The organism is Sulfitobacter sp. PR48 (genome assembly GCF_028807335.1).
GTDB lineage: Bacteria > Pseudomonadota > Alphaproteobacteria > Rhodobacterales > Rhodobacteraceae > Sulfitobacter.
Map to the genome: position 1 here is coordinate 538,715 of NZ_JARAMM010000001.1, position 23,795 is coordinate 562,509.

The window sequence follows — 23,795 nt, forward strand, 5'->3', positions numbered from 1 at the left end:
GGCGCCCTTATTGCATCGGCCAGCCGAACCGCCTGAACCGCGCTTCGATCCTGTCCGCCGCATCCGGCAGACCCGCGTTGATGGATTGATCCTGCCAGAACCACCAGACGTATTTGTCATAGGCCGGCTCATGGGTGACAACGCGCTGGAAACAGGCATCCAGCCGATCCATCTGCGCCTGAATAGCGATGTGGTGGAAATCTATTTTAGCAAACAGAAGCGCGGGCTTGCGGAAAAAATATCCGAAATAGGCGGCACTTGAATTCTGGGTGACGACATAGTCGCAATCCCGCAGATGGTTTTCCATCTGCCCGGTTTCAACTGTCAAACGCGCATGTTTCCGCGCCAGGGCGTCCAGTTTCTTGAGCTCCGCCGCCGAATAATCCTCCTTCGGATGCAGGGTCGCCACGACAGGTCGCTGGCTGTCATGATGCAGGCAATGTTCGACCATCTCCAGCGGGGAACAGGTTTGGAAGGATCGCTTGCTGTCCAGCCGCCCCTGAAGTGGCACATAGACATATCCCGAACGGTTGCTGTCCTGCGCGGCCTGTCCGAACAACCGCTTCTGCCAAAAGCGATAGAACCGGGCGGCATCCGGCGCCACGATATCGGGGTCAAACGATGCACGGGCCACATCCCAGTCCCAGCGTTCCGCCGTCGCCTCTATCTGCCAGAAGGGATATTGATAGACCCGCCTGAAAACCAGACCCAGATCATTCGGGGGTGCTGCCATATGGGTCAGTGAATAGACATGCGGGGGCTGCGCCTGATCGGGAATATCACAAAATTCGACCCTGAACCGGGCTTTTCCCGCCACCTGAGCGACGAGGTTGATGAAATTATGCTCCCCCGCCTCTGCGCTGCGGCGCAGGGGTTCCTCAAGACAGATGCGCAGGATTTTCTCTTCGGCCATCCCGGATTTCTAGTCGGGGGGTGGTCAGGTCACAAGGGATGACGCCCCTTGTCTGCCCGTTTCATGGGGGCCATATAGATCACAAGCAATGAGCAGGACATGGAAAATGGCAGAAGATTCATTCCCCGGATGGCATGGAACCACGATCATTGGCGTCAAGAAGGACGGCAAGGTCGTCGTGGCCGGTGACGGGCAGGTCAGCCTGGGCCAGACCGTGATCAAAGGCACCGCGCGCAAGGTGCGCAGGTTGTCCCCCGGCGGATTTGACGTTGTTGCGGGCTTTGCAGGCTCCACCGCCGATGCCTTTACGCTGCTGGAACGGCTTGAGGCCAAGCTTGAGGCGACGCCGGGTCAGCTCCAGCGCGCCAGTGTCGAACTGGCCAAGGACTGGCGCACCGACAAATATCTGCAAAAGCTGGAGGCGATGCTGATCGTCACCGATGGCAATGATCTGCTGGTCATCACCGGCGCCGGTGATGTGCTGGAGCCGGAGCACAGCATTGCCGCCATCGGGTCCGGCGGCAACTATGCGCTCGCCGCGGCGCGCGGCCTTTACGATAGCGACCGCGATGCGGAGCAGATCGCCCGCGATGCCATGGCCATCGCTTCTGACATCTGCGTTTATACCAACGGCAACCTTACCGTCGAGGCGATCGGCGGCTGACACCTCAGCCGTGCAGCGTCCTGTCCCATGACGCCGCTTCGCCCCGCGCGGTGCCCAGCGCCCGCGCCCTTGAGATATATCCCGGGCCAAACGGACGGCGCGGGTTGTACCCCAGATCGCGGTCGATGCTCGTGACCTTCAGCGGCAGGCCCCGCCGCCGCGCGAATTGCAGGGTTTCCGTCAGATCCCCCACTGCCGCGTTGCGGCTGAGGATCGACAGGGCCCGCGCGCCCAGGTCCACGCCCCGGTCCCGTGCCACCTTGAACCGGGGGTCGAGTGTTTCGTTGAAGATGATGTAGATCGCCGGTTTCCAGTGCGACAACAGATCCAGACCCGATTGCAGCACGGTGGTCGGTACGGTCAGGATCTCGCTGGTCACCGCGCCGTCGGCGTGCAGTTCCTCGAACCGGTGGCCGCCGGATTCAACGACGATCCGCTGCGCCGAAAAGACCGCAGGAATGCTTGCCGAGGCGGTCAGAACCTGCCGGAAAAGCGCCAGCCGGTCCGGGTTGTCCGAAGCGGCGATGCGGCCAAGATCCCAGATATAGCCCCTTTCGCTGTCCAGCGATGTCGTCTGGATAAGCAGACGTGCGCCAGTCTGGTGCCGGGCCGCGATCCGGTCCAGCAGCGGCATGTCCACATAGGTGGCGACGATCTGCGCCAGCGCGCCCTGCGGATAGATGCTTTGGCCCATGACAGCGCGCAGCGGGTTGCGCGGACCGGCCAGGCTTTCCAGGCTCTCGACGGTGAATATCCGCTTCAACCCTGCGTCGCCCTGCGTGCCGAGAAACGCATAAGGCGCAATCAGCGACCCCGCGGAGACGCCGGTGACAAGATCGAAGCGGGGCCGGGTTCCGTTGGTTTCCCATCCCAACAGATAGGCCGCGCCAAAGGCACCGCCCGAACCGCCACCCGACAGGGCCAGCCACTGGGGCCGGCCGGTGGACCGGGGCAGGGGCTGAAAGAACGCGGCAATCTCCTCGGGGCGGGCATCGGCGGTGATGCGGATGCGCTGAAACCCAGGCACCTGCGCCGATGCCGCATTTTCCGCCGTATAAGGGATGCGGGGGCTGGTGGCGCAGCCGGACAGCGCCGCCGCCGCACCGGTGACAAGCAGGTGGCGTCGGTCAATCGTGGCCGGACGGGCCGGTTCTGTCGGAATACCCATCGCCTTTGCCGTCACTGCTGAAAAATCATCCACTCTCCGAGGTTTTCAATACCGGGCCGAACACTTATGTCAACGTAACACAGTCACGGAGCCAAAATGACCGACCTTACTCCCCGCGAGATCGTTTCCGAGCTCGACCGCTTCATCATCGGGCAGAACGACGCCAAACGTGCCGTCGCCGTGGCGCTGCGCAACCGCTGGCGGCGCAAGCAGTTGGCCGATGATCTGCGCGACGAGGTCTATCCGAAGAACATCCTGATGATCGGCCCCACCGGCGTCGGCAAGACGGAAATCAGCCGCCGTCTGGCAAAACTGGCGCGCGCCCCCTTCCTCAAGGTCGAAGCAACAAAGTTTACCGAAGTTGGCTATGTCGGACGGGACGTGGAACAGATCATCCGCGACCTGCTGGATTCCTCCATCGCGATGACCCGCGAACATATGCGCGAAGACGTCAAGACCGCTGCGCATCAGGCGGCAGAGGATCGCGTGATCGACGCCATCGCAGGGACAGATGCCCGTGACGGCACCCGTGAGATGTTTCGCAAGAAACTGAAAGCCGGAGAGCTGGACGATACGATCATCGACCTTGAAGTCACAGATACCACCAACCCGTTCCAGATGATGGATATCCCCGGCCAGCCGGGCGGGGGTGCCGGGATGATGAACATCGGCGACCTGTTCGGCAAGGCAATGGGCGGGCGCAGGACCAAGAAACGTCTGACCGTTTCCCAAAGCTATGACATCCTGATCGGCGAAGAGGCCGACAAGTTGCTGGACGATGAGGCCGTCACCCGCAACGCGATTGAAGCGGTTGAGCAGAACGGCATCGTCTTTCTGGACGAGATCGACAAGGTCTGCGCCCGTTCGGACGCGCGCGGCGGCGATGTCAGCCGCGAAGGTGTCCAGCGCGATCTGTTGCCATTGATCGAGGGGACCACGGTCAGCACGAAATACGGGCCGGTGAAAACCGACCATATCCTGTTCATTGCCTCGGGCGCATTTCACATCGCAAAACCATCGGACCTGCTGCCGGAACTGCAGGGCCGCCTGCCGATCCGCGTCGAACTGCGCGCCCTGACCGAAGAGGATTTCGTGCGCATCCTGACCGAAACCGATAACGCGCTGACGCTGCAATACACCGCGCTGATGGGCACCGAAGAGGTCAAGGTCAGCTTCACCGCCGAAGGGATCGCCGCGCTGGCCAAGATCGCCGCGGATGTGAACCAGTCGGTGGAGAACATCGGCGCGCGGCGGCTCTATACGGTGATGGAGCGGGTGTTCGAGGAACTGTCCTTTACCGCGCCGGACCGGGGCGGCGAAGAGATCGAGGTGAACGCCGATTTCGTCGAGAAGAACCTGGGCGCATTGACCCGATCGGCCGACCTCAGCCGCTACGTGCTCTGAGGCGTTTTAGGGCTTTTCATTTTCTCATGCCCCGTGGATGAAGGGGCATGAACTATCTTCAATTCCTGCGTCTCAACTGGCTCTTCCTGCTGGCAGGTTTCCTGCTGACCTTCACGTCATCCTACGGCCAGACCTATTTCATCTCGCTCTTCGCCGGCGAGATAAAGGCCGACTTCGGCCTCAGCGATGGACAGTGGGGCGGGATATATACCATCGGCACGACGCTGTCCGCGATTACCATGGTCTGGGCCGGAGTCCTGACAGACCGGTTTCGGGTGCGAGTGCTTGCATTGTGCGTGATGCTGGGATTGGCTCTGGCCTGTGTCCTGATGGCCGTGAATACATCCTGGATTCTGCTGGTCTTTCTCATATTCGCCCTGCGTTTGACCGGGCAGGGGATGATGTCGCAACTGGGTGCTGTGGCGATGGTCCGCTGGTTCGAGGCGACGCGCGGCAAGGCGCTTTCGCTTGCGTCCATGGGCTTTGCCGCGGGGCAGGCCGTCTTGCCGGTTGTCTTTGTCGGGCTCTTCGCCGTGGCGCAGTGGCGCAGCCTGTGGATCTTGGCGGCGGCGCTGATTATCCTGACAATTCCTGTCATCATGCTGTTGCTGCGCCAGGAACGCACGCCACAGTCGATGGCGGATGAAGCACAGATTGCCGGCATGAACGGAACCCACTGGACACGGGCGCAGATGCTGCGCTCGGGCCTGTTCTTTCTGATGATCCCGATGATCGTCGGACCATCGGCCTGGGGCACGGCATTGTTTTTTCAGCAGGTCCATCTGGTCGAGGTCAAGGGGTGGGAACTGGTCGCCTTCGTCGCCCTGATGCCGATCTATACGCTGTCCTCGGTTGCAACCACCTTTGTCTCTGGCTGGGCCATCGACCGCTTCGGGGTCAGCCGCATCGTTCCGTTCCAGATGTTGCCCTTCGCGGCGTCTTTCGCGGTGCTGGCCTATGCCGATACGATTTTCATGGCCGGAGTCGGCTTGGTCATATTCGGGTTGGGGCAGGGGATGCAGAGCACCGCCACCTCGACTTTCTGGGCCGAATATTACGGCACCCGCTACATCGGGTCGATCAAATCGGTGGCCGCCGCGCTGATGGTCTTCGGGTCGGCAATCGGGCCTGGTGTCACGGGCCTGCTGATTGATCTGGGGATCACCTTTCCCGAACAGATGCTGCCGATTTCCGTTTATTACGTGATTGCCGCCGGGCTCGCGACCTATGGGATCATCAGATATTATCCGACGCTTGGGCGTTAGGCTCTGGACCCACTAATCTTATATGCTCAGCGGCGATTTCGCACAATTTCAATGGTTTGGGGCGTGCAGCCAATAGTGGTTCTATTGGCAAGCGACCCAAGACGTTGAAATGAAGTGAAATCGCCGCCCTTCGGGTTTGACGGATTTTCCCGCAGCCAGCGTCAAATCTGCTTGGAATAGAACCACTATTCCTGCGCAGATGTTCCTAGTCTGCGAAAAAATCTGTCAAACTGAGCACATAAGATTAATGGGTCCAGAGCCTAGCGCTGCCGCCGAAGATAGACATAATAGGCACCGCTGCCCCCGTGGCTGATGTGCGCCTGGGCGACCTGCAGGACGACGGATGACAGCGGCGGGGACGACAGCCATTGCGGGACCTGGTGGCGCAGCACGCCGTAGCGGACCGGGATTGGCCCGCCATCGTCCCGCTGCTTGCCCTTGCCTGTGATCACAAGGACCAGACGCTTGCCATTGCGATGTGACGTCTGGATGAAATGCATGAGCGCCGGATGCGCCCGGTCCAGTGTCATGCCGTGCAGGTCGATCCGCCCTTCCGGCCGCAGCTTGCCGCGTTTCAGCTTGCCAAAGGATTTGTTGTCCATCTGCACCGGGGCCGACCGGACCTGATCGGGCAGGGAAGGCATCAGATCATACGTTCTGGGGCGCGGCTTTGGCATGGGTTTTCCCAAAAGCGCGGACCGGCCCCTTTTCAGTGCAGCGGGTGACGGCGGCGGGGCGTCGATTTCCGGCGTGAAAAGCGATTTCAGGTCCAGCTTCTCGGTGCGTTCTGTCACCCGACGCCACAATTCCAGGTCATCGTCGTTCAAACGCGGTTTCCGGGAGCTGCGCTTCATATCGCGCTTTCGGGCAGCAGGGCATAGGCGCGCTGGATCGGCATCAGCACCATCATCCGGCCGGGATCACGCAGCTTGCCAGCCGCCAGACCGGCCTGATCCCCGGTGCCAAAAAAGATATCCGCGCGCTGCGCGCCCTTGATCGCCGATCCGGTATCCTGCGCGATCATCAAGCGATGCAGAGGTTTCTCGCCCTCTTTCTCGATCCAGACCGGCGCACCAAGCCTGACGTAGGCCGGATCAACAGCGATGGAGCGCAGGGTGGTCACGCTTCGGTTCATGGCGCCCAGCGGCCCCTGGTCCGCCGGGACCTTGCTGACCTCGCGGAAAAAGACATAGGACGGGTTGTGATACAGCAGTTCGCGTCCGTCCTCCGGATTTCGCCGTACCCAGTTCTTGATCACCTGCGCGCTGACCTGATGTGGTTGGTAGACGCCACGGCGGACCAGTTCCACCCCGATGGATTTGTAAGGATGGCCATTCGCCCCGCGATACCCGACCCGGATATACTTGCCATTCGGCAGCCTGATGCGGCCCGAACCCTGGATCTGCAGAAAAAACAATTCAACAGGGTCATCGACCCAGGCGATTTCCAGACCCCGGCCCGCCATCACATCGCCGTCCAAAATCTCGCGGCGGGTCAGCCAGGGGCTCTGGGCCAGGGCCTCGTTCGGCATCTTGTAGATCGGATAGCGAAAGCGCTCGGACCGGTAGAGATCACCGTCAAGCTCGGGCTCGAAATACCCGGTGAACAGGGCATCCTGCCCGTCGTCGATCAGCACGGGTCTGAAGAACAGCTCGAAGAACTGGCGCGGTTCAGGGTTGGTCTGCGCAAATCTGCAAACGGCGGTCCAATCCAGATCCTCCAGATCCCGGCAGGTGTTCAGAAAGGTCTTGAGCGCTGCGGCATGGTCATCATCGGCCCAGCCAACCAGCTGATCGAACTCCATCACCTTATAGGAGACATCACTCGCAGAAGCGGGGGTCACTGTTGCAACCCCCGTCCATACCAATGCAAGAACCGCATGGATCAGCCGTCTGTAGAAACCAGCATCCAATTCGGATCATCCGAGCCCATGATGCGCGCAAAAACCCAAGTGTCTTTCTGGCGCTTAATTTCTTTCGTGCTGCCTTCGACAATATCACCGCCCGCATCGCGGACAGCCGAGGTAAGTTCGGCAACAAAGCGAATTTTAAGTTCCGCTTCATTTGTAGCGTCGTCAAGCCTTGCGTCTACCAATTCTGTCTCACGGACACCGATGAAATTCGCCTCGATGGTCAGGCCCTGATCCTCGCGCGCGGCCACACCGTCGACAAAGCTTTCATAGATTTCTTCACTCAGGAAGGGTTGGATCTGCGCCAGTTCGCCCTTTTCGTACCCCATGACGATCATTTCATAGGCACCGCGCGCGCCGCCCAGAAAATCGCTGACACCAAAGGAGGGTTCAATCCGCTTCATCCGTGCCAGTGCCTTGCCCGCATCGCTGTCTTCGGGAACATGGTCCGCAATATCCAGATCCGGACCGCCTTCGATCACCTCCAGCGCCGGGCCGCCGCGCCGCTGCGAGGTCTGGTCAGCAACAGGCGGCTTTTCAAACCCTTCACGGGTGCCCAGCACATTCTTGAGGCGCAGGATGAGAAATACCGCGATGCCGGCCAAGACCAGTAGCTGTATCATGGGTGAATTCATTGGAACCTCTTGGGGTGAAAACATGGAAACACGATGGCTGAAGACTTATGTAGGTGCTTGACCGGGGCGAGTCCACTCTGCCCCCCATATAAGGAACCTTTCACATGTGGCTATTGATCGCATTCCTCGCCGTCCCCTTGATCGAGATCACCTTGTTCATCCAGATCGGTGGTGCCATCGGCCTGGGCTGGACCCTGGCCATCGTTGTGATCACGGCCATTCTGGGTGCGTCACTGGCCCGGTCACAGGGTGCCATCGCAATGAGCCAGCTGCGCAGTTCCTTCTCTGACATGCGCGATCCGACCGAACCTCTGGCGCATGGTGCAATGATCCTTTTCGCCGGCGCTTTGTTGCTGACACCGGGGTTTTTCACCGATGCGGTCGGATTTTCCCTGTTGATCCCCGGCGTGCGCAAGGCCGCGTTCGAGTTTCTGCGCGCCCGCGTCCACGTCCAGAGCTTTTCCACCCATGGAGCCCCGCGCCCGGATCCACACCGGACAAGGGGCGGCGATGTGATCGACGGCGACTACCACGAGATCCCGCAGTCTGATCAGGGGTCACAAAAGCCATCGGGATGGACCAAGCCATAGCGAAGGCATTGAGGGCACTCGCGCAACCTGATAAGTGCGGGTCCAACCAATATTACCGAGGGAATTTCCATGGCCGAAGAAGCAGCTGCACAACCAACCGCACCAACAATGCGCGTGTTGGGCCAATTTATCCGTGACATGTCATTCGAGAACATCATGGCACAGAAAGGGGCGCCCACAGATGTGCAGCCCGATGTGCAGGTACAAGTCAATCTGGATGCGAAAAAGCGCCCGGCAGATCATCAGTTCGAATCCGCGATCAAGCTGAATATCACCTCCAAGAACAAGGGCGGCGATCAGACGCTTTTCGTGCTTGAGCTGGATTATGTCGGCATCTTTCACATCGAGAACGTGCCGGACGACCAGATTCACCCGTTCCTGCTGATCGAATGCCCGCGGATGATCTTTCCGTTCCTGCGCCGCGTCGTCAGCGACATCACGCGCGATGGCGGCTTCCCGCCGCTGAACCTGGAAAACATCGACTTCATGTCGATGTACCGCAACGAGGTTGCGCGCCGTCAGGCCGAAACGCCGCCCAAGGCAGACGCCTAACCCTTACCCCACATGGCGTCGCCGCCCAGCTTGCCGATGAACTCGGCATGGGCGGCGGCCTCTTTTTCCGACAATCGGGAGGGCAGGGGATTTGCCCTTGGCTTCGGGGTCCATTCGGCCTGCGTTTCCCCTGACGCCGCTTCCGGCTTTGCCGATAGCGCAAAATCCGGCTGCCGCCCGCCGATCAGTTCAAGATAGACCTCCGCCAGAATTTCACTGTCCAGAAGCGCCCCGTGAAGGGTCCGCGATGAATTGTCTATGTTGAAACGCCGGCACAGCGCATCAAGGGACGCGGGCGAACCGGGGAACCTTTTCCGGGCGATGGCAAGCGTGTCTATGGCCTGCTCCCAGGGGATCTGCGGCAGGTTCATCCATTTCAACTCTGCATTCAGAAACTTGATGTCAAATGCGGCGTTATGGATCACCAGCTTGGCATCACCGATGAAATCCAGGAACGCCTGACCGATCTCCGCAAATTTGGGTTTGTCCCGCAGGAAATCATCGCCCAGCCCATGTACCTGAAAGGCTTCGTCCGGCATCGCGCGCTCGGGATTGATGTATTGGTGATAGGTCCGGCCCGTGGCCATATGGCCCATCAGTTCAACCGCGCCGATTTCGACGATCCTGTCGCCTGTCTCGGGATCGAACCCCGTGGTTTCCGTATCAAGGACAACTTCACGCATTTTTCAACCTCTCCCGAATGTCCATCACAACATCCTGCACCTGCGCTCTTGCATGTTCGATCGTATCCGTTTCGATCACGTAATCTGCTAGGGCGCGTTTTTCTGCCGCCGGCATCTGTTTCGCCTTGATGGCTTCGAACTGGGCAGGGGTCATCGTACCGCGTTCCAGCACCCGTTGCCGCTGTGTCTCATCATCGACGAAAACGCAGACCGTGGCATCGACCCGCGCCTGTCCTCCGGTTTCGAATAGCAGGGGGATGTCCAGAACCACAATATCCGCCGTTGCCTGCTCCAGGAACACGGCACGATCCTGCGCGACAAGCGGATGCACGATGCTTTCGATCTGTTTCAGGGCGTCCGGCGTCTGGCTGATGATCTCTTTCAGGATCAGCCGCGAAACCGCGCCATCCTGAACAGAATCCGGAAAGACCTTCTGTATCGGGGCCACCGCCGCGCCATTCACATCATAAAGCCTGTGTACGGCTGCATCCGCATCCCAGAGGGCACAGCCCTCATCAGCGAACATGCGGGCGGTCGTGGATTTGCCCATGCCAATGGACCCGGTCAGACCAAGTACGAACATCAGCGCAGCACGGCCGCACGGGTTGCGCGGTCCACCTCCGGACGTTTGCCAAACCAGCGTTCAAACCCCGGCACGGCCTGATGCAGCAACATCCCCAGACCGTCAACGGTGACACATCCCATCTGTTCGGCGGTTTCAAGCAGCCGGGTCTTCAGCGGGGCATAGACAAGATCGGTCACCACCGCACCGGGCTGCAGCCCGTCCAGCGGCACCCGCATCTCGCCCTTGCCGATCATGCCGAGCGACGTCGTGTTCACGACAAGATGCGCATGATCCAGCATGTTGCCTGCCTGAACCCAGTCATAGACACGGATTCTGCTGCCGAAATCGGATTTCAGCTTCTCCGCCCTGACGCGGGTACGGTTTGAAAGGAGTATCTCGGGCACGCCGGCATTCAGCAGCGATGCTATCACCGCCCGTGCCGCGCCCCCGGCACCCAGGATCGCCGCCGGGCCGGACTTGGGGTTCCAGTTGGGCGCACCTGCTTTCAGGTTCTCGATAAACCCGTAACCATCTGTGTTATCTGCATGAATCTTGCCATCCTTGCGAAAGATCAGCGTATTCGCCGCGCCAATCAGGATTGCGCGATCTGTCACAAGATCAGCTATCTCCATCACCGCTTCCTTATGGGGAATGGTGACGTTCACACCGACAAAACCCATCTTTGGCAGCGACCGGACGACGGTCTCAAGATCCTGAACAGAGACATCCATGGGGATGTAATACCCTGGAATTCCATATGTTTTCAGCCAATGCCCCTGCAATTGCGGCGATTTGGAATGTGCAATCGGTGATCCAATCACGCCTGCAAGCGGTATTTTCGGCAAAGTCATGTCGCAAGGTCTCCGCGCAAGGCCAGATAGTTCAGGAGTTCCAAAAATGGCATACCCAGAACGTGAAAGTAATCCCCTTCGATGGAGGTGAACAATCGCGATCCTTCCTCTTCCAGTTTGTAACATCCGACGGCATGTCGGATGCTCTCCCAGTTGCGGGTGACATAGTCGTTCAGATAGCTGTCTGAAATGTCCCGCATCCGCAGTCTGACCTGCCCGACATGCCGCCATATCGGTTTTCCGCCCTCGCAGATGACAGCGGCAGACAACAACATGTGCCGGTCCCCGCGCAGCTGGGCAAGCTGGCGGATCGCATCCTCCTGACTGTCGGGCTTGGACAGTAGCTTTCCCCGGTGATCCAGGACCTGATCACATCCGATGACAAGCGCATCAGGATGTTTGTCGCTGATCTTGCGCGCCTTCATTTCAGCCAGCGTATCAGCGATGTCGCGCGGCGGCGCCTCTTCGGCGATAAGCGCGGACTTGATCATCTCTTCGTCGATCCGGGCAGTTTCGACCGAATGAGGGACGGCGGCCTGTTGCAACAGTTTCGCGCGGATGGACGATCCGGATGCCAGTATGATCGGCTGAGACATGGGGATAACCCTGTGTAAGACGTTAAGGAGTAATTAAGGACTTTTTACCGAGAGCGACAGCCCACCCGCAAACAGCGGGTTCTCCGACGATCTCGCCGCCTTATGCCGTAAAAGTTCCCGCGTGGAAAAGGACAAGTCCGGATCCGGGAGGAATCGGTTTTCGTTAAAATTGTCCTTATGGATATCCACAGGGCCAAACTCGATGAGACAGGTCACATAGCAGATTCAGGGGCGATTTTTGGCTCTTGACGAGATGTTATGCACACAGCGCCTGAACCGTTATCCGACTGGGGACATCTGCGGGTGAAAGAGAGTAATCCACAGTTTCCTGGCTCCCTACATACTACATCATCTTTCTTCTTTTCTTTATTATTATTAGAAGGGCACAGAAACCGGAGTGGGATATGTCTGACCTTCTAGCCCTCGCCTACCCTTGGACCAAATCGCTGCACATCATCTCCGTGATTTCATGGATGGCTGCGCTGTTCTATCTGCCGCGTCTGTTTGTCCATCATACCGAGAAAGCGGGATTGAGCGGCAGCACCCACGACATTTTCACCCAGATGGAATTCAAGCTGGCAACGGTGATCATGAGACCGGCGATGATCGCAACCTGGGTTTTCGGCCTTGCCCTTGTCTTCACACCGGGGATCGTGGATTGGTCGGCGATCTGGCCCTATACGAAAGCGGCCTGCGTCATCGCGATGACCGGTTTCCATGAATGGCTGATGGCGCGGATGCGGGAGTTTGGCGAGGGGCGGAACCAGTTCACGGGACGGCAATACCGCCTGATGAACGAAGTTCCGACCGTTCTGATGATCGTGATTGTCCTTTCGGTGGTCGTGAAGTTCTGAGCTGATTGACTCCGTGCCTGCCGGGCCCTATATCCCATCGCAACGCCCCGTCCGGGGTGATTGCCTAGCTTCAACATTGCAATGATGACCAGCCAACGCCCTGCGTGTTGCCGCTGAACGGGATTTTCCATGACAACAGATACACTGAACCTTGCCGATCTGAAGGCGCAGACGCCCAAGAACCTTCTCGCCATGGCCGAAGAGCTTGAGATCGAAAACGCCTCCACCATGCGCAAGGGCGAGATGATGTTCCAGATCCTGCGCGAACGCGCGGATGAAGGCTGGGAAATCTCGGGTGATGGTGTGCTTGAGGTGCTTCAGGACGGTTTCGGATTCCTGCGGTCGCCAGAGGCGAACTATCTGCCGGGCCCCGATGACATCTACGTGTCGCCCGACATGATCCGCCAATGGTCGCTGCGGACCGGTGACACCATCGAAGGGCTGATCAAGGCACCTGACGACAACGAGCGTTATTTTGCCCTGACCGAAGTGACCAAGATCAACTTTGAAGAACCGGAGAAGGCGCGCCACAAGGTCGCTTTCGAAAACCTGACACCGCTTTATCCGGATGAGCGCCTGACGATGGAAGTGGACGACCCCACGGTCAAGGACCGGTCGGCCCGGATCATCGACCTGGTATCGCCCATCGGCAAAGGCCAGCGCTGCCTGATCGTTGCGCCGCCGCGGACGGGTAAGACGGTTCTGCTGCAGAATATCGCCAACTCGATCGAGAAGAACCATCCGGAATGCTACCTGATCGTTCTGCTGATCGACGAACGGCCCGAGGAAGTCACCGACATGCAGCGGTCGGTCAAGGGTGAGGTTGTCTCCTCCACCTTTGACGAGCCGGCAACACGCCACGTGGCCGTGTCCGAGATGGTGATCGAAAAGGCAAAGCGGCTGGTCGAGCACAAGCGCGACGTTGTGATCCTGCTCGATTCCATCACCCGCCTTGGCCGTGCGTTCAACACCGTGGTGCCGTCCTCCGGCAAGGTTCTGACCGGTGGTGTGGACGCCAATGCGCTGCAGCGCCCCAAGCGTTTCTTCGGGGCGGCCCGGAACATCGAAGAGGGCGGATCGCTGACCATCATCGCAACCGCGCTGATCGACACCGGCAGCCGGATGGACGAGGTGATCTTTGAAGAATTCAAAGGCACGGGTAACTCTGAAATCGTTCTGGATCGCAAGATTGCGGACAAACGCGTGTTCCCGGCCATCGACATTCTCAAATCGGGCACCCGTAAGGAAGACCTGCTGGTCGAGAAGATCGATCTGCAGAAAACCTTTGTCCTGCGCCGGATTCTGAACCCGATGGGCACCACAGATGCCATCGAGTTCCTGATCGGCAAACTGAAGCAAACCAAGTCGAACTCGGATTTCTTTGATTCAATGAACACCTGAGTTATTATTTAATAACAATAGGTTAAGTGAAATGGACACGATTTTCGCCCAGGCAACTGTCATGGGCCGGGCAGGGGTTGCGGTTGTCCGGGTTTCTGGCCCGGACGCCTTCGCCATAGGTGAATCCCTGGCCGGTTCCCTGCCGGAGCCGCGGCGGTCTGCTGTTCGGAACCTGCATGGGCCGGACGGCTCTCTTCTCGATCAGGCGCTTGTCCTGTGCTTTGCCGGACCGCAGAGTTTCACCGGCGAGGATGTTGTTGAATTTCACCTGCACGGCAGCATTGCGGTCATCCGCGCGGTGCTGCGGTGTTTGGGCGCCTTCCCCAATACCCGTCTTGCCGAACCTGGCGAATTCTCACGACGCGCGCTTGAGAACGGCCGTCTGGATCTGGTGCAGATCGAGGGTCTGGGCGATTTGATCGACGCGGAGACCGAAGCGCAGCGCAAGCAGGCCATGCTCGGATTTTCGGGAAAACTTGGTGAACGGGTAGAGCAATGGCGCCTGGATCTGATCAGGTCCGCCTCGCTTTTGACCGTCACCATTGATTTTGCCGATGAAGACGTGCCGATTGATGTCACGCCGGAAGTTACAGCATTGCTGCAAGGTGTCATGCAAGGCATTGACGCCGAAATCGCCGGGGTTGGCGCGGCAGAGCGGATCCGTATGGGGTTTGAGGTGGCAATCATCGGTCCTGCCAACGCCGGGAAGTCGACCTTGCTGAATGCCCTCGCCGGCCGGGATGCCGCGATCACCTCAGAGGTCGCCGGCACGACCCGGGATGTGATCGAGGTGCGGATGGATATTGGCGGTCTGCCGGTGACTTTCCTCGACACCGCCGGTCTGAGGGAGACGGAGGACAGCGTTGAAAAGATCGGTGTTCAAAGGGCCGTGGCGCGGAGCGAGGCGGCAGATCTGCGGGTGTTCCTCTGTGAGGAAGATGAAAAGCTGATGGTGCAACCTTTGCCGGATGACATTCAGGTGCTGCCAAAAGCGGACATGAGGCAGGACAAGACTGGCGCGATTTCAGGCCGAACCGGCGAGGGCCTGTCCGCCTTGATCCAGAAGATTCAGTCCATCCTGGAAGGCCGCGTGCAGAATGCGGGCCTTGCCACCCAGGAACGGCATCGCGTCGCCTTGCTACATGCGCGGGAATCCCTCCAATCTGCAATTGTGATGGCTTCAGGCGGCGCAGACCAGTATGATTTCGCAGCAGAGGAATTGCGATTGGCGATTCAGGCGTTGGAAAGCCTGATTGGCCGGGTAGATGTTGAAAACTTCCTCGACGAGATTTTTGCGAATTTCTGCATTGGGAAATGATGGAGTGTTTCACGTGAAACATTTTGATGTGATTGTCATTGGCGGTGGCCACGCTGGCGCGGAGGCGGCACATGCTGCTGCGCGTATGGGTGCGGAGACGGCACTTGTCACCATGCGGCGTGAGGATATCGGCGTCATGTCCTGCAACCCGGCCATTGGCGGTCTTGGAAAAGGGCATCTTGTTCGCGAAATCGACGCGATGGACGGCGTGATGGGCCGTGTCGCGGATGAAGCAGGCATTCAGTTCCGGCTGCTGAATCGGCGGAAAGGCCCGGCGGTTCAGGGCCCAAGAACCCAGGCGGATCGCAAGCTGTATCGGCAAGCGATGCTGCGGGAGACTGAAAATCAACCGCATCTGACCATTGTGGAAGGTGAAGTTGTCGATCTGATCATGGAAGGGAAAAGAGCTACCGGAGTTGAACTGGCGACGGGCGCCAGGCTGCAATCTGGTGCTGTTATCCTCACCTCCGGGACCTTCCTGCGCGGGCTTATTCATATCGGCGACGTATCGCATTCCGGCGGCAGAATGGGCGATCGCCCCTCGGTTCGGCTGGCGGAGCGGCTTGACCAGTTTGATCTGCGCATGGGTCGCTTGAAAACAGGGACACCCCCGCGTCTGGATGGGCGCACGATTGACTGGACGGATTTGCAGATGCAGCCGGGTGACGATGACCCTGTGCTGTTCTCCTTTCTGTCCAATCAGGTAACTGCGCGGCAAATCTCCTGTGGGATCACCCATACAAACGAAGGCACCCACGACATCATCCGCAAAAACCTTGATCGTTCAGCGATGTACGGTGGGATGATCGAAGGAACAGGTCCACGGTATTGCCCCTCCATCGAGGACAAGGTTGTGCGCTTTGCGGAAAAGACCTCGCATCAGATCTTTCTTGAGCCGGAAGGCGTCGATGATCATACGATCTATCCCAACGGGATCTCCACATCGCTGCCCCAGGATGTGCAGGAGGCTTATGTCCGCTCGATCAAAGGGTTGGAGGAGGCGGTTATCCTTCAGCCGGGCTATGCGATCGAATATGATTTCGTCGATCCGCGATCGCTCAAGCCAAGTCTTGAGCTGAAAGATGTGCAGGGACTCTTCCTTGCAGGCCAGATTAACGGAACCACCGGTTACGAAGAGGCGGCGGCGCAGGGGCTGGTAGCGGGTCTGAATGCGGCGCGATCTGTACGGCAGCAGCCTGAAATCCTGTTCAGCCGGGCGGAAAGCTACATTGGTGTGATGATCGACGATCTGACCACCCGCGGTGTGACTGAACCCTACAGAATGTTTACCTCCCGGGCCGAGTTCCGGCTTTCGTTGCGCGCTGACAACGCGGATCAGCGGCTGACACCCCTGGCCATCGAGATCGGTTGCGTATCTGATCGGAGAAAAGAGGCTTTTGAACAAAAACTCGGCGACCTGACCAGGACTAAATCCATCCTTGAAGGCCGAAGCTTCACTCCCAAGGAGCTCACGGATATTGACGTCGTGATCAGCCGGGATGGGGGCCGTAGGACCGGCATGCAATTGCTGTCCTTTCCAGATGTTGCGTTCTCCGATCTTGAACCCCTGTTCCCGGAACTTGAATCGCTCGACGGGTCGATCAAGCAACAAGTCGAATATGACGCGCTTTATGCCAATTACCTCGCCAGACAGCAGAAGGATATTGATGTTCTTCGCAAGGATGAAGGGTTCAAGATTCCCGTTGATTTCGATTACAATGCCCTTGAAGGGCTGTCGAACGAGTTGAAAGGCAAGCTGATTCAGGCGAAACCGACCAATCTTGCCCAGGCCGCGCGGATCGAGGGGATGACACCTGCCGCCTTGACCCTGTTGCTGTCGCGCTTGCGGCGTCTGGATAACCGGTTGCGGGCATGACATCTTTGGACGGCTTGAATGTTTCACGTGAAACAACGGATCTTCTGACGCAGTTTTCCGAACTGGTCGAACGCTGGACGGTCAGGATCAACCTGATTTCAAAGGCCAGCGTCGATGGCATCTTGGAACGGCATGTTGCTGACTCGGCTCAATTGTTTGAATTGGCGCCTGAATTTGAACATTGGGTGGATTTGGGCAGCGGCGGCGGATTTCCCGGGATTGTCATTGCCATCATCGCGAAAGAGGCGCGGCCGGAGGCCAGGATCACCTTGGTCGAGAGCGATTTGCGCAAGGCAACTTTTCTGAGAACTGCGATCCGGGAACTTGGATTGAATGCAAAGGTGATTGCGGAGAGAATCGAAGAGCTTCCGCCTTTGGGAGCAGATGTTCTGTCAGCGCGGGCATTGGCCGATTTGCCGGCCCTTCTGGAGTTCACGGAATTGCACCTGGCAAAGAGCGGAACAGCTATCTTTCCAAAAGGTCAGAACTGGCGGAAAGAGGATGAAGCCGCACGACAATTGTGGTCATATTCCCTGGACCCCGTTAAGAGTAAGACCAGCGCTGAAGCCGCTATTTTGCTGATCAAGGATGTATCGCGTGTCTGACCTGTCCCGTCCCCAAGGGCCGAAAATCATTGCGGTTGCAAACCAGAAAGGCGGGGTCGGAAAGACAACGACCTCCATCAATCTGGCGGCTGCATTGGTCGAAGCCGGCAAACGCGTTCTTGTGGTTGATCTGGATCCGCAGGGGAATGCTTCCACCGGCCTGGGGGTGGAGAGCGATGCGCGTGATTTTACGACCTATGAACTGCTGCTTGAAGACATTTCGCTGGACGAGGTCATTCAGGAGACGGATTTCGAAGGCCTGTACATCGTCCCGGCGACAATTGATCTGAGCTCGGCTGATATCGAACTGATATCAAATGAAAAACGCAGCTTTCTTTTGCATGATGCGCTCAGGCAGACGGCAATGGACGCCTTTGCTCTGGACTATATCCTGATCGACTGCCCGCCATCACTTAACCTGCTGACAGTCAACGCGATGATCGCGGCGCATTCCATCCTTGTTCCCCTGCAAAGCGAATTTTTCGCCCTGGAAGGGCTTTCGCAGCTGATGCTGACAATCCGCGAGGTCCGGCAAAGCGGAAACAAGGATTTGCGCATCGAAGGTGTGGTTCTGACGATGTACGACAGGCGGAACAACCTGTCGCAACAGGTGGAAAGCGACGCGCGGAGCAATCTGGGCGATCTTGTTTTCAAGACTGTCATCCCAAGGAACGTGCGGGTCAGCGAGGCGCCCAGCTTTGCGATGCCGGTCCTTACCTATGACAGCGCGTCAAAAGGCGCTTCGGCATATCGTGCGCTTGCAAAAGAACTGATCCATAACAATTCAATCTGAGGAAACGACATGGCAGATAAACAGGAACGGAAACGCGGCTTGGGTCGAGGCCTGTCTGCCCTGATGTCGGATGTCACGGAATCGGAACGGGTCGCGGCCCAGGGCATTGCAGCGGCAGATCAATTCGTCCCGATTGAGCGGATTTCACCGAACCCGGACCAGCCAAGGAAGCGCTTCGAACAGTCGGATTTGAACGATCTTGCATCCTCAATCCGCGAAAAAGGCGTGATTCAGCCGCTTATTGTGCGCGTCCGGTCTGACAACAGTTTCGAAATTGTCGCCGGCGAACGCCGCTGGCGGGCGGCGCAGCTGGCGCAGCTGCATGAACTTCCGGTTATCGTCCGCGATTTTTCAGATGCTGAAGTGCTTGAAGTCGCCATCATCGAGAACATTCAGCGGGCTGACCTGAATGCGATTGAAGAGGCGGCAGGTTACCGGCAATTGATGGACAAGTTTGGCCATACGCAGGAAAAGATGGCAGAGGCCCTGGGCAAGAGCCGCAGCCATATCGCGAACCTTTTGCGGCTGTTGACGCTGCCTGAACCGGTGATCGACATGGTGCGCAGCGGCGACCTCAGCGCTGGTCACGCAAGGGCGCTTATTCCGGCATCGGACCCTTTGAAGTTGGCACAGGCCATTGTCAAAGGTGGTCTGTCTGTACGCGCTGCCGAGGCATTGGTCAGGAATGAGCTGAAGGGAGATGCCGCCCCCACAAAGACGTCGTCAAATGCCGCGTCGCGGGAAGAAAAGGATGCGGATACCAGGGCGCTCGAAGGGGATTTGTCCGCTTCACTTGGCATGAAGGTGACGCTGGATCACAAGCCGGGGCAGGAATCCGGCCAATTGACGATCAAATACGAGTCACTTGAGCAACTGGATGAGCTTTGCCGTATTCTGGGCGGGTCCTAACCGGGCAAAAGGGTCTCAATGACCGAGTTCAGGACCATAAACCCTTGATCTGTAACGGTTATTCTTTCACGCGCCTGATCGAGCATGCCGATCTCTGTTAAGTGGTCCAGGGCGGAGGGGCTCAGAACCTCTCCGGCTAGGGCGGCGTAACGTTTTGGGTCGATCCCTTCTTTCAGCCTCAGACCCATCAGAAGATATTCCGCCGCCTGATCCTTTCCGGACAACAGGCTGCGGGGCTTTTCGGTAGTGATGTCTTGCACACCAGTCAGCCAGCGGTCGGGCTGGCCATAGCATTCCGTCGCCCATTTTTGCCCGCCGATGGTCAGGCGCCCATGCGCGCCGGGGCCGATGCCGATGTAATCGCCATAGCGCCAATAGATAAGGTTGTGCCGGGATTGCGCGCCATCGCGGGCGTGGTTTGACACCTCATAGGCGGGCATGCCCATGGTGCCGCAGATCTCCTGCGTCAGATTATACAGATCAGCGCCGAGGTCTTCGTCGGGCAAGCCGCGCAGCTTGCCCCTGCTGTATCTGTCGCCAAAGGCCGTGCCGTTTTCGATCGTCAGTTGATAGAGAGACAGATGATCTATCGCGAGGGACAGTGCCTGTTTCAGCTCGGCTTCCCAATCCGCCAGCGACTGATCCTGCCGGGCATAGATCAGGTCAAAGCTGACGCGGTCAAATTCATTTCGGGCAATGTCAAAAGCGGTCAGCGCCTCTGCCACGTTGTGCAACCGCCCCAGACGTCGCAGGTCCGGATCGTTCAGGGCCTGTATGCCCATTGAAACCCGGTTGATGCCCGCCTGTTTGAAGGCCGCAAACCTGCCCGCCTCGACGGAGCCCGGGTTGGCCTCAAGCGTGATTTCCAGATCATTTGCGGTGGGCCAATGCGCCCGGATCGCCGTGATGATCTCTGCGACCGTTTCCGGTTCCATCAGGCTGGGCGTGCCGCCGCCAAAGAAAACGGCATTCAGCACCCGGCCTCTGGTTTCGGCGGCCGCGCGCTTCAGTTCGACAAGATAGGCATCGCGCCAAGCGGCATGGTCAATCCGGCGGCTGACGTGACTGTTGAAGTCACAATAAGGGCATTTCGCCTCGCAAAAGGGCCAATGGATATAAAGGCCGAAGCCCCCGTTTTGCCAGTCTTCAGTCAAAGCAGCCCGTGATCAGCTTGGCGAAGACATCCGCGCGGTGGCTGATGGCGTTCTTCTGATCGGCGGTCATTTCCGCAAAGGTCTGTTCATGCCCGTCGGGCTGAAACATCGGGTCGTAGCCGTGCCCCAGTTCGCCCCGGATCGGCCACACCAGAGTGCCGTTCACGGTTCCCTCAAAAACCTCGTCGTGGCCATCCGGCCAGGCCAGGACCATCGTGGCGCAAAACCTTGCCCGGCGCGGGTGCGGGGCGTTTGCCTTCTCCAGCAGGTCATGGGTCTTGGTCATCGCCATCAGAAAATCACGGCCGTTCGGCGTTTCGGCCCAGTCGGCGGTATAGACGCCGGGCGCGTTGTCCAGCGCCTCGACCTCGATCCCGGAATCGTCCGACAGGGCAGGGATGCCGGTGGCCTTCGTGGCTGCGTGGGCCTTGATCCGCGCATTGCCGACAAAGGTATTTTCGGTTTCTTCCGGCTCCGGCAGGTTCATTTCGGCAGCACCGACAACCGAGACGCCGTAAGGCGCGAACAGCTGCTGCACCTCTTCCAGCTTGCCAGCATTGTGGGTGGCAAAGAGGATCCGGGTCTCGGTGAACTTGCGGGTCATGCGGTGACGGATTTCTGGATGGCGACCAGTTCGGAAACGCCTTTTTCGGCCAGATCCATCAACTGGTTCATTTGATCGCGGGAATAGGTCGATCCCTCCGCGCTCATCTGAATTTCGATCAGCTTGCCGCTGCCGGTCATGATGAAGTTGCCGTCCACACCCGCTTCGGAATCTTCCGGGTAGTCCAGATCAAGAACCGGCTGGCCCGCATAGATGCCGCAGCTGACCGCAGCAACAGGATCGACCAGCGGGTCGGAAATAACATCCCCGGCCTTCATCAGCTTGTTCACCGCAAGGCGCAGCGCGATCCAGCCGCCGGTGATGGAGGCGCAACGGGTGCCGCCATCAGCTTGCAGCACGTCGCAGTCGATTGTGATCTGGCGTTCGCCCAGGGCCACGCGGTCGACGCCTGCGCGTAGGGCACGGCCAATCAGGCGCTGGATCTCGACGGTCCGGCCACCTTGCTTGCCCATGGCGGATTCGCGGCGCATACGCGTGTTGGTCGCGCGGGGCAGCATGCCGTATTCCGCTGTCACCCAGCCCAGCCCGGAGCCCTTGATGAAAGGTGGCACCCGATCCTCGATCGTGGCGGTGCACAGAACATGGGTATCGCCCACCTTGATCAACGCGGATCCTTCCGCATGTTTGGTAAAGCCGACCTCAACAGAGACAGCGCGCATTTCATCGAGTTTCCGGCCTGAAGGTCGCATGTATGATCCTTTTTGAACTGCCTTTGGCATAGCGCCCAGCACTGCAATGATGCAACCCCGATTGACGTTTCCACCAATGGCACCTTTATTGGGGGCATGAGTGATACCTCGGATCTTTTGAAAGAAATGAACGAAAGGTCCCGCGAAGTGTTTCGCCGGGTTGTCGAAAGCTATCTTTCCAGCGGTGATCCCGTCGGCTCGCGCACATTGACGCGGGATTTCAGCGAAAAGGTCAGCGCGGCGACGATTCGCAATGTCATGCAGGACCTCGAATACATGGGGGTTCTGGGCTCTCCCCATGTCAGCGCTGGCCGCATTCCGACGCAACTGGGGTTGCGGATGTTCGTGGATGGCATGATCGAGCTGGGCGAACCCACAGACACGGATCGCGAAAAGATCGACGCAACCCTTGGCGATAACGTCTCCGATGTCAGTGGCCTGCTAGACCGGGTCGGGTCGGCATTGTCGGGCGTCACGCAGGGCGCGTCGCTGGTGCTGACGCCGAAACACGAGGCGCCGATCAAACACATCGAGTTTGTTTCACTGTCTCATGACCGCGCACTGGTTGTTTTGGTGTTTTCGGATGGTCATGTGGAAAACCGCCTGTTCACGCCGCCGCCGGGACAGACCCCCAGTTCGATGCGCGAGGCGGCGAATTTCCTGAACTCCCTGGTTGAGGGCAAGACCCTGAGCGAGCTGCAGCGCAGCATCGCGCAGACAATCGCGGAACGCCGCCAGGAGATCGACCTTCTGGCGCAGCAACTGGTTGAAAGTGGTCTGGCGCTTTGGACCGGGGACGACGAAAATTCCGAGCGGCTGATCGTCAGAGGGCGGTCGCATCTGCTGGGAATCGACGCGGCAGAGGAAGACCTGGCGCGCATCAGATCCCTGTTCGACGACCTTGAGAGGAAGCGTGATATCGCCGAATTTCTCGAACTTGCCGAAGGTGGCGACGGTGTTCGCATTTTTATCGGCTCAGAGAACAAACTTTTCTCACTTTCGGGTTCCTCTCTGGTGGTTTCCCCTTATATGAACGCTGATCGAAAGGTGATCGGGGCCGTCGGTGTGATTGGTCCCACGCGGCTGAACTACGGTCGCATTGTGCCGATTGTAAATTATACTGCGCAACTGGTCGGAAAACTGGTTTCCGACCGGAGCTAGAGGGGAAAAATGGCTGAGCCGAAGAACGATGATTTTCTCGACGATATTGATGCGGCGGAAGACGAAGAATTTGCTGACAGCATGGCGGAAATCGACGATGAAGCACTGGAACTGGACCAGCTGCGGGCAGAGCGCGATCAGCTGAAGGACCGTTTCATGCGGGCTCTGGCAGATGCCGAAAACGCGCGCAAGCGGTCGGACAAGGACCGGCGCGAGGCCGAGAACTATGGCGGGTCGAAACTCGCCCGTGACATGCTGCCGGTCTATGACAACATGAAGCGTGCCCTGGAAGCGGCAACCGAAGAACAGCGCGCCGTATCGGGCCCGGTGCTTGAGGGTGTCGAGCTGACAATGCGCGAGCTTTTGAACGTGTTCAAGAAACACGGTATCGAAGTCATCGCGCCCGAAGTTGGTGATCGTTTCGATCCCAAGCACCATCAGGCGATGTTCGAGGCCCCGGTTCCCGATACCAAGGCGGGCGATATCATCCAGGTCGCCGCAGAAGGCTTCATGCTGCATGACCGTCTGCTGCGCCCGGCACAGGTAGGCGTGTCTTCAACCCCTGCTGGTTAACGCGGCAACCGTCGATTTTGTGTATTTGAAAGAACAATGAAG

At 58.6% G+C, this 23,795-nt stretch carries 26 protein-coding genes; 14 read left to right on the forward strand and 12 right to left on the reverse strand.

The window, feature by feature from the left end; all coding sequences use genetic code 11:
* Positions 1-7: 7 nt before the first annotated feature.
* Positions 8-913 carry a hypothetical protein gene (locus PVW51_RS02595; protein WP_274573486.1) on the reverse strand — a complete coding sequence of 302 codons (906 nt, stop codon included), beginning with the start codon at positions 911-913 and terminating at the stop codon, positions 8-10.
* 106 nt (positions 914-1,019) lie between these two features.
* On the opposite strand from PVW51_RS02595, the gene hslV reads away from it, so the two are divergent.
* Positions 1,020-1,577, forward strand: a complete 558-nt coding sequence (gene hslV, locus PVW51_RS02600) for an ATP-dependent protease subunit HslV (RefSeq protein WP_269363174.1) — start codon at positions 1,020-1,022, stop codon at positions 1,575-1,577.
* 4 nt (positions 1,578-1,581) lie between these two features.
* Here the strand turns inward: hslV and PVW51_RS02605 are convergent, their stop codons facing one another.
* A complete protein-coding gene (locus PVW51_RS02605) occupies positions 1,582-2,745 on the reverse strand; it encodes a patatin-like phospholipase family protein (protein WP_274573488.1) in 1,164 nt (387 codons plus the stop codon).
* 96 nt (positions 2,746-2,841) lie between these two features.
* Here PVW51_RS02605 and hslU point away from each other — a divergent pair, with 96 nt between their 5' ends.
* Together hslU and PVW51_RS02615 are read left to right on the forward strand one after the other, a co-directional pair.
* Positions 2,842-4,149 (forward strand): ATP-dependent protease ATPase subunit HslU, encoded by a 1,308-nt coding sequence (hslU, locus tag PVW51_RS02610; protein ID WP_269363178.1) that lies wholly within the window; start codon positions 2,842-2,844, stop codon positions 4,147-4,149.
* Positions 4,150-4,196: 47 nt separating this feature from the next.
* The gene (locus PVW51_RS02615) at positions 4,197-5,414 is read left to right on the forward strand and encodes an MFS transporter (protein WP_269363180.1); all 1,218 of its coding nucleotides are present in this window, start codon (positions 4,197-4,199) and stop codon (positions 5,412-5,414) included.
* Between the two features lie 260 nt (positions 5,415-5,674).
* Here PVW51_RS02615 and PVW51_RS02620 read toward each other — a convergent pair whose 3' ends face one another.
* The 3 genes from PVW51_RS02620 to PVW51_RS02630 form a co-directional block, all read right to left on the reverse strand.
* Complete coding sequence (locus PVW51_RS02620) at positions 5,675-6,268, reverse strand: Smr/MutS family protein (protein WP_274573489.1); 594 nt, start codon at positions 6,266-6,268, stop codon at positions 5,675-5,677.
* Entirely contained in the window at positions 6,265-7,218 is a 954-nt protein-coding gene (gene mltA, locus PVW51_RS02625; protein WP_269363351.1) for a murein transglycosylase A, read from the reverse strand. The genes PVW51_RS02620 and mltA overlap by 4 nt, the downstream gene beginning before the upstream one ends.
* Before the next feature lie 80 nt (positions 7,219-7,298).
* Positions 7,299-7,958 carry a Tim44/TimA family putative adaptor protein gene (locus PVW51_RS02630; RefSeq protein WP_274573490.1) on the reverse strand — a complete coding sequence of 220 codons (660 nt, stop codon included), beginning with the start codon at positions 7,956-7,958 and terminating at the stop codon, positions 7,299-7,301.
* A 104-nt stretch (positions 7,959-8,062) separates the two neighbouring features.
* Here PVW51_RS02630 and PVW51_RS02635 point away from each other — a divergent pair, with 104 nt between their 5' ends.
* Positions 8,063-8,548, forward strand: a complete 486-nt coding sequence (locus tag PVW51_RS02635) for an FxsA family protein (protein WP_269363186.1) — start codon at positions 8,063-8,065, stop codon at positions 8,546-8,548.
* A gap of 51 nt (positions 8,549-8,599) precedes the next feature.
* A complete protein-coding gene (gene secB, locus PVW51_RS02640) occupies positions 8,600-9,100 on the forward strand; it encodes a protein-export chaperone SecB (RefSeq protein ID WP_443069597.1) in 501 nt (166 codons plus the stop codon).
* On the opposite strand, the gene dnaQ is transcribed toward secB, so the two are convergent.
* From dnaQ to PVW51_RS02660, 4 genes are read right to left on the reverse strand one after another with little or no spacing between them, the layout of a single operon-like run.
* On the reverse strand, positions 9,097-9,783 hold the full coding sequence (gene dnaQ / locus PVW51_RS02645; RefSeq protein WP_269363189.1) for a DNA polymerase III subunit epsilon: 687 nt from the start codon (positions 9,781-9,783) through the stop codon (positions 9,097-9,099). The two genes, secB and dnaQ, sit on opposite strands and share 4 nt — an antisense overlap.
* Complete coding sequence (gene coaE, locus PVW51_RS02650) at positions 9,776-10,366, reverse strand: dephospho-CoA kinase (protein ID WP_274573492.1); 591 nt, start codon at positions 10,364-10,366, stop codon at positions 9,776-9,778. Before coaE ends, dnaQ begins: the two co-directional genes overlap by 8 nt.
* Complete coding sequence (locus tag PVW51_RS02655) at positions 10,366-11,199, reverse strand: shikimate dehydrogenase (RefSeq protein WP_269363192.1); 834 nt, start codon at positions 11,197-11,199, stop codon at positions 10,366-10,368. The genes coaE and PVW51_RS02655 overlap by 1 nt, the downstream gene beginning before the upstream one ends.
* Positions 11,196-11,795, reverse strand: coding sequence for a Maf family protein (locus PVW51_RS02660; RefSeq protein ID WP_274573495.1), 600 nt, complete (start codon positions 11,793-11,795; stop codon positions 11,196-11,198). The genes PVW51_RS02655 and PVW51_RS02660 overlap by 4 nt, the downstream gene beginning before the upstream one ends.
* Positions 11,796-12,199: 404 nt before the next feature.
* Here PVW51_RS02660 and PVW51_RS02665 point away from each other — a divergent pair, with 404 nt between their 5' ends.
* From PVW51_RS02665 to PVW51_RS02695, 7 genes are all read left to right on the forward strand, one after another.
* Entirely contained in the window at positions 12,200-12,649 is a 450-nt protein-coding gene (locus PVW51_RS02665) for a CopD family protein (protein WP_269363195.1), read from the forward strand.
* 129 nt (positions 12,650-12,778) lie between these two features.
* Complete coding sequence (gene rho, locus PVW51_RS02670; RefSeq protein WP_114274041.1) at positions 12,779-14,050, forward strand: transcription termination factor Rho; 1,272 nt, start codon at positions 12,779-12,781, stop codon at positions 14,048-14,050.
* A gap of 31 nt (positions 14,051-14,081) precedes the next feature.
* A complete protein-coding gene (gene mnmE, locus PVW51_RS02675) occupies positions 14,082-15,368 on the forward strand; it encodes a tRNA uridine-5-carboxymethylaminomethyl(34) synthesis GTPase MnmE (RefSeq protein WP_274573497.1) in 1,287 nt (428 codons plus the stop codon).
* Between the two features lie 13 nt (positions 15,369-15,381).
* Complete coding sequence (mnmG, locus tag PVW51_RS02680; protein WP_274573498.1) at positions 15,382-17,244, forward strand: tRNA uridine-5-carboxymethylaminomethyl(34) synthesis enzyme MnmG; 1,863 nt, start codon at positions 15,382-15,384, stop codon at positions 17,242-17,244.
* Positions 17,241-17,849, forward strand: coding sequence for a 16S rRNA (guanine(527)-N(7))-methyltransferase RsmG (rsmG, locus tag PVW51_RS02685; protein ID WP_274573499.1), 609 nt, complete (start codon positions 17,241-17,243; stop codon positions 17,847-17,849). Before mnmG ends, rsmG begins: the two co-directional genes overlap by 4 nt.
* A complete protein-coding gene (locus PVW51_RS02690; RefSeq protein WP_274573500.1) occupies positions 17,842-18,642 on the forward strand; it encodes a ParA family protein in 801 nt (266 codons plus the stop codon). The genes rsmG and PVW51_RS02690 overlap by 8 nt, the downstream gene beginning before the upstream one ends.
* 9 nt (positions 18,643-18,651) lie before the next feature.
* Positions 18,652-19,551, forward strand: coding sequence for a ParB/RepB/Spo0J family partition protein (locus tag PVW51_RS02695; RefSeq protein WP_274573501.1), 900 nt, complete (start codon positions 18,652-18,654; stop codon positions 19,549-19,551).
* Here PVW51_RS02695 and hemW read toward each other — a convergent pair.
* From hemW to rph, 3 genes are read right to left on the reverse strand one after another with little or no spacing between them, the layout of a single operon-like run.
* Positions 19,548-20,705 (reverse strand): radical SAM family heme chaperone HemW, encoded by a 1,158-nt coding sequence (hemW, locus tag PVW51_RS02700; protein WP_274573502.1) that lies wholly within the window; start codon positions 20,703-20,705, stop codon positions 19,548-19,550. The two genes, PVW51_RS02695 and hemW, sit on opposite strands and share 4 nt — an antisense overlap.
* Entirely contained in the window at positions 20,698-21,309 is a 612-nt protein-coding gene (rdgB, locus tag PVW51_RS02705; protein WP_269363205.1) for an RdgB/HAM1 family non-canonical purine NTP pyrophosphatase, read from the reverse strand. The genes hemW and rdgB overlap by 8 nt, the downstream gene beginning before the upstream one ends.
* The gene (gene rph / locus PVW51_RS02710) at positions 21,306-22,019 is read right to left on the reverse strand and encodes a ribonuclease PH (protein ID WP_269363207.1); all 714 of its coding nucleotides are present in this window, start codon (positions 22,017-22,019) and stop codon (positions 21,306-21,308) included. Before rph ends, rdgB begins: the two co-directional genes overlap by 4 nt.
* A gap of 96 nt (positions 22,020-22,115) precedes the next feature.
* Between rph and hrcA the strand changes: the two genes are divergently transcribed.
* Together hrcA and PVW51_RS02720 are read left to right on the forward strand one after the other, a co-directional pair.
* Positions 22,116-23,180 carry a heat-inducible transcriptional repressor HrcA gene (gene hrcA / locus PVW51_RS02715; protein WP_269363209.1) on the forward strand — a complete coding sequence of 355 codons (1,065 nt, stop codon included), beginning with the start codon at positions 22,116-22,118 and terminating at the stop codon, positions 23,178-23,180.
* Positions 23,181-23,189: 9 nt separating this feature from the next.
* Positions 23,190-23,753 carry a nucleotide exchange factor GrpE gene (locus PVW51_RS02720; RefSeq protein ID WP_269363211.1) on the forward strand — a complete coding sequence of 188 codons (564 nt, stop codon included), beginning with the start codon at positions 23,190-23,192 and terminating at the stop codon, positions 23,751-23,753.
* Positions 23,754-23,795 lie beyond the last annotated feature (42 nt).

Bases quoted from the DNA above. Each gene is read 5' to 3' on its own strand.
- rho (WP_114274041.1), top strand. From the start codon at position 12,779: ATGACAACAGATACACTGAACCTTGCCGATCTGAAGGCGCAGACGCCC.
- PVW51_RS02660 (WP_274573495.1), bottom strand. From the start codon at position 11,795: ATGTCTCAGCCGATCATACTGGCATCCGGATCGTCCATCCGCGCGAAA.
- rsmG (WP_274573499.1), top strand. From the start codon at position 17,241: ATGACATCTTTGGACGGCTTGAATGTTTCACGTGAAACAACGGATCTT.
- coaE (WP_274573492.1), bottom strand. From the start codon at position 10,366: ATGTTCGTACTTGGTCTGACCGGGTCCATTGGCATGGGCAAATCCACG.
- PVW51_RS02695 (WP_274573501.1), top strand. From the start codon at position 18,652: ATGGCAGATAAACAGGAACGGAAACGCGGCTTGGGTCGAGGCCTGTCT.
- PVW51_RS02720 (WP_269363211.1), top strand. From the start codon at position 23,190: ATGGCTGAGCCGAAGAACGATGATTTTCTCGACGATATTGATGCGGCG.
- rdgB (WP_269363205.1), bottom strand. From the start codon at position 21,309: ATGACCCGCAAGTTCACCGAGACCCGGATCCTCTTTGCCACCCACAAT.
- dnaQ (WP_269363189.1), bottom strand. From the start codon at position 9,783: ATGCGTGAAGTTGTCCTTGATACGGAAACCACGGGGTTCGATCCCGAG.
- hslV (WP_269363174.1), top strand. From the start codon at position 1,020: ATGGCAGAAGATTCATTCCCCGGATGGCATGGAACCACGATCATTGGC.
- PVW51_RS02665 (WP_269363195.1), top strand. From the start codon at position 12,200: ATGTCTGACCTTCTAGCCCTCGCCTACCCTTGGACCAAATCGCTGCAC.
- PVW51_RS02620 (WP_274573489.1), bottom strand. From the start codon at position 6,268: ATGAAGCGCAGCTCCCGGAAACCGCGTTTGAACGACGATGACCTGGAA.
- PVW51_RS02605 (WP_274573488.1), bottom strand. From the start codon at position 2,745: ATGGGTATTCCGACAGAACCGGCCCGTCCGGCCACGATTGACCGACGC.
- rph (WP_269363207.1), bottom strand. From the start codon at position 22,019: ATGCGACCTTCAGGCCGGAAACTCGATGAAATGCGCGCTGTCTCTGTT.
- PVW51_RS02615 (WP_269363180.1), top strand. From the start codon at position 4,197: ATGAACTATCTTCAATTCCTGCGTCTCAACTGGCTCTTCCTGCTGGCA.
- mltA (WP_269363351.1), bottom strand. From the start codon at position 7,218: ATGGAGTTCGATCAGCTGGTTGGCTGGGCCGATGATGACCATGCCGCA.
- PVW51_RS02595 (WP_274573486.1), bottom strand. From the start codon at position 913: ATGGCCGAAGAGAAAATCCTGCGCATCTGTCTTGAGGAACCCCTGCGC.
- PVW51_RS02635 (WP_269363186.1), top strand. From the start codon at position 8,063: ATGTGGCTATTGATCGCATTCCTCGCCGTCCCCTTGATCGAGATCACC.
- hslU (WP_269363178.1), top strand. From the start codon at position 2,842: ATGACCGACCTTACTCCCCGCGAGATCGTTTCCGAGCTCGACCGCTTC.
- PVW51_RS02630 (WP_274573490.1), bottom strand. From the start codon at position 7,958: ATGAATTCACCCATGATACAGCTACTGGTCTTGGCCGGCATCGCGGTA.
- mnmE (WP_274573497.1), top strand. From the start codon at position 14,082: ATGGACACGATTTTCGCCCAGGCAACTGTCATGGGCCGGGCAGGGGTT.
- PVW51_RS02655 (WP_269363192.1), bottom strand. From the start codon at position 11,199: ATGACTTTGCCGAAAATACCGCTTGCAGGCGTGATTGGATCACCGATT.
- hrcA (WP_269363209.1), top strand. From the start codon at position 22,116: ATGAGTGATACCTCGGATCTTTTGAAAGAAATGAACGAAAGGTCCCGC.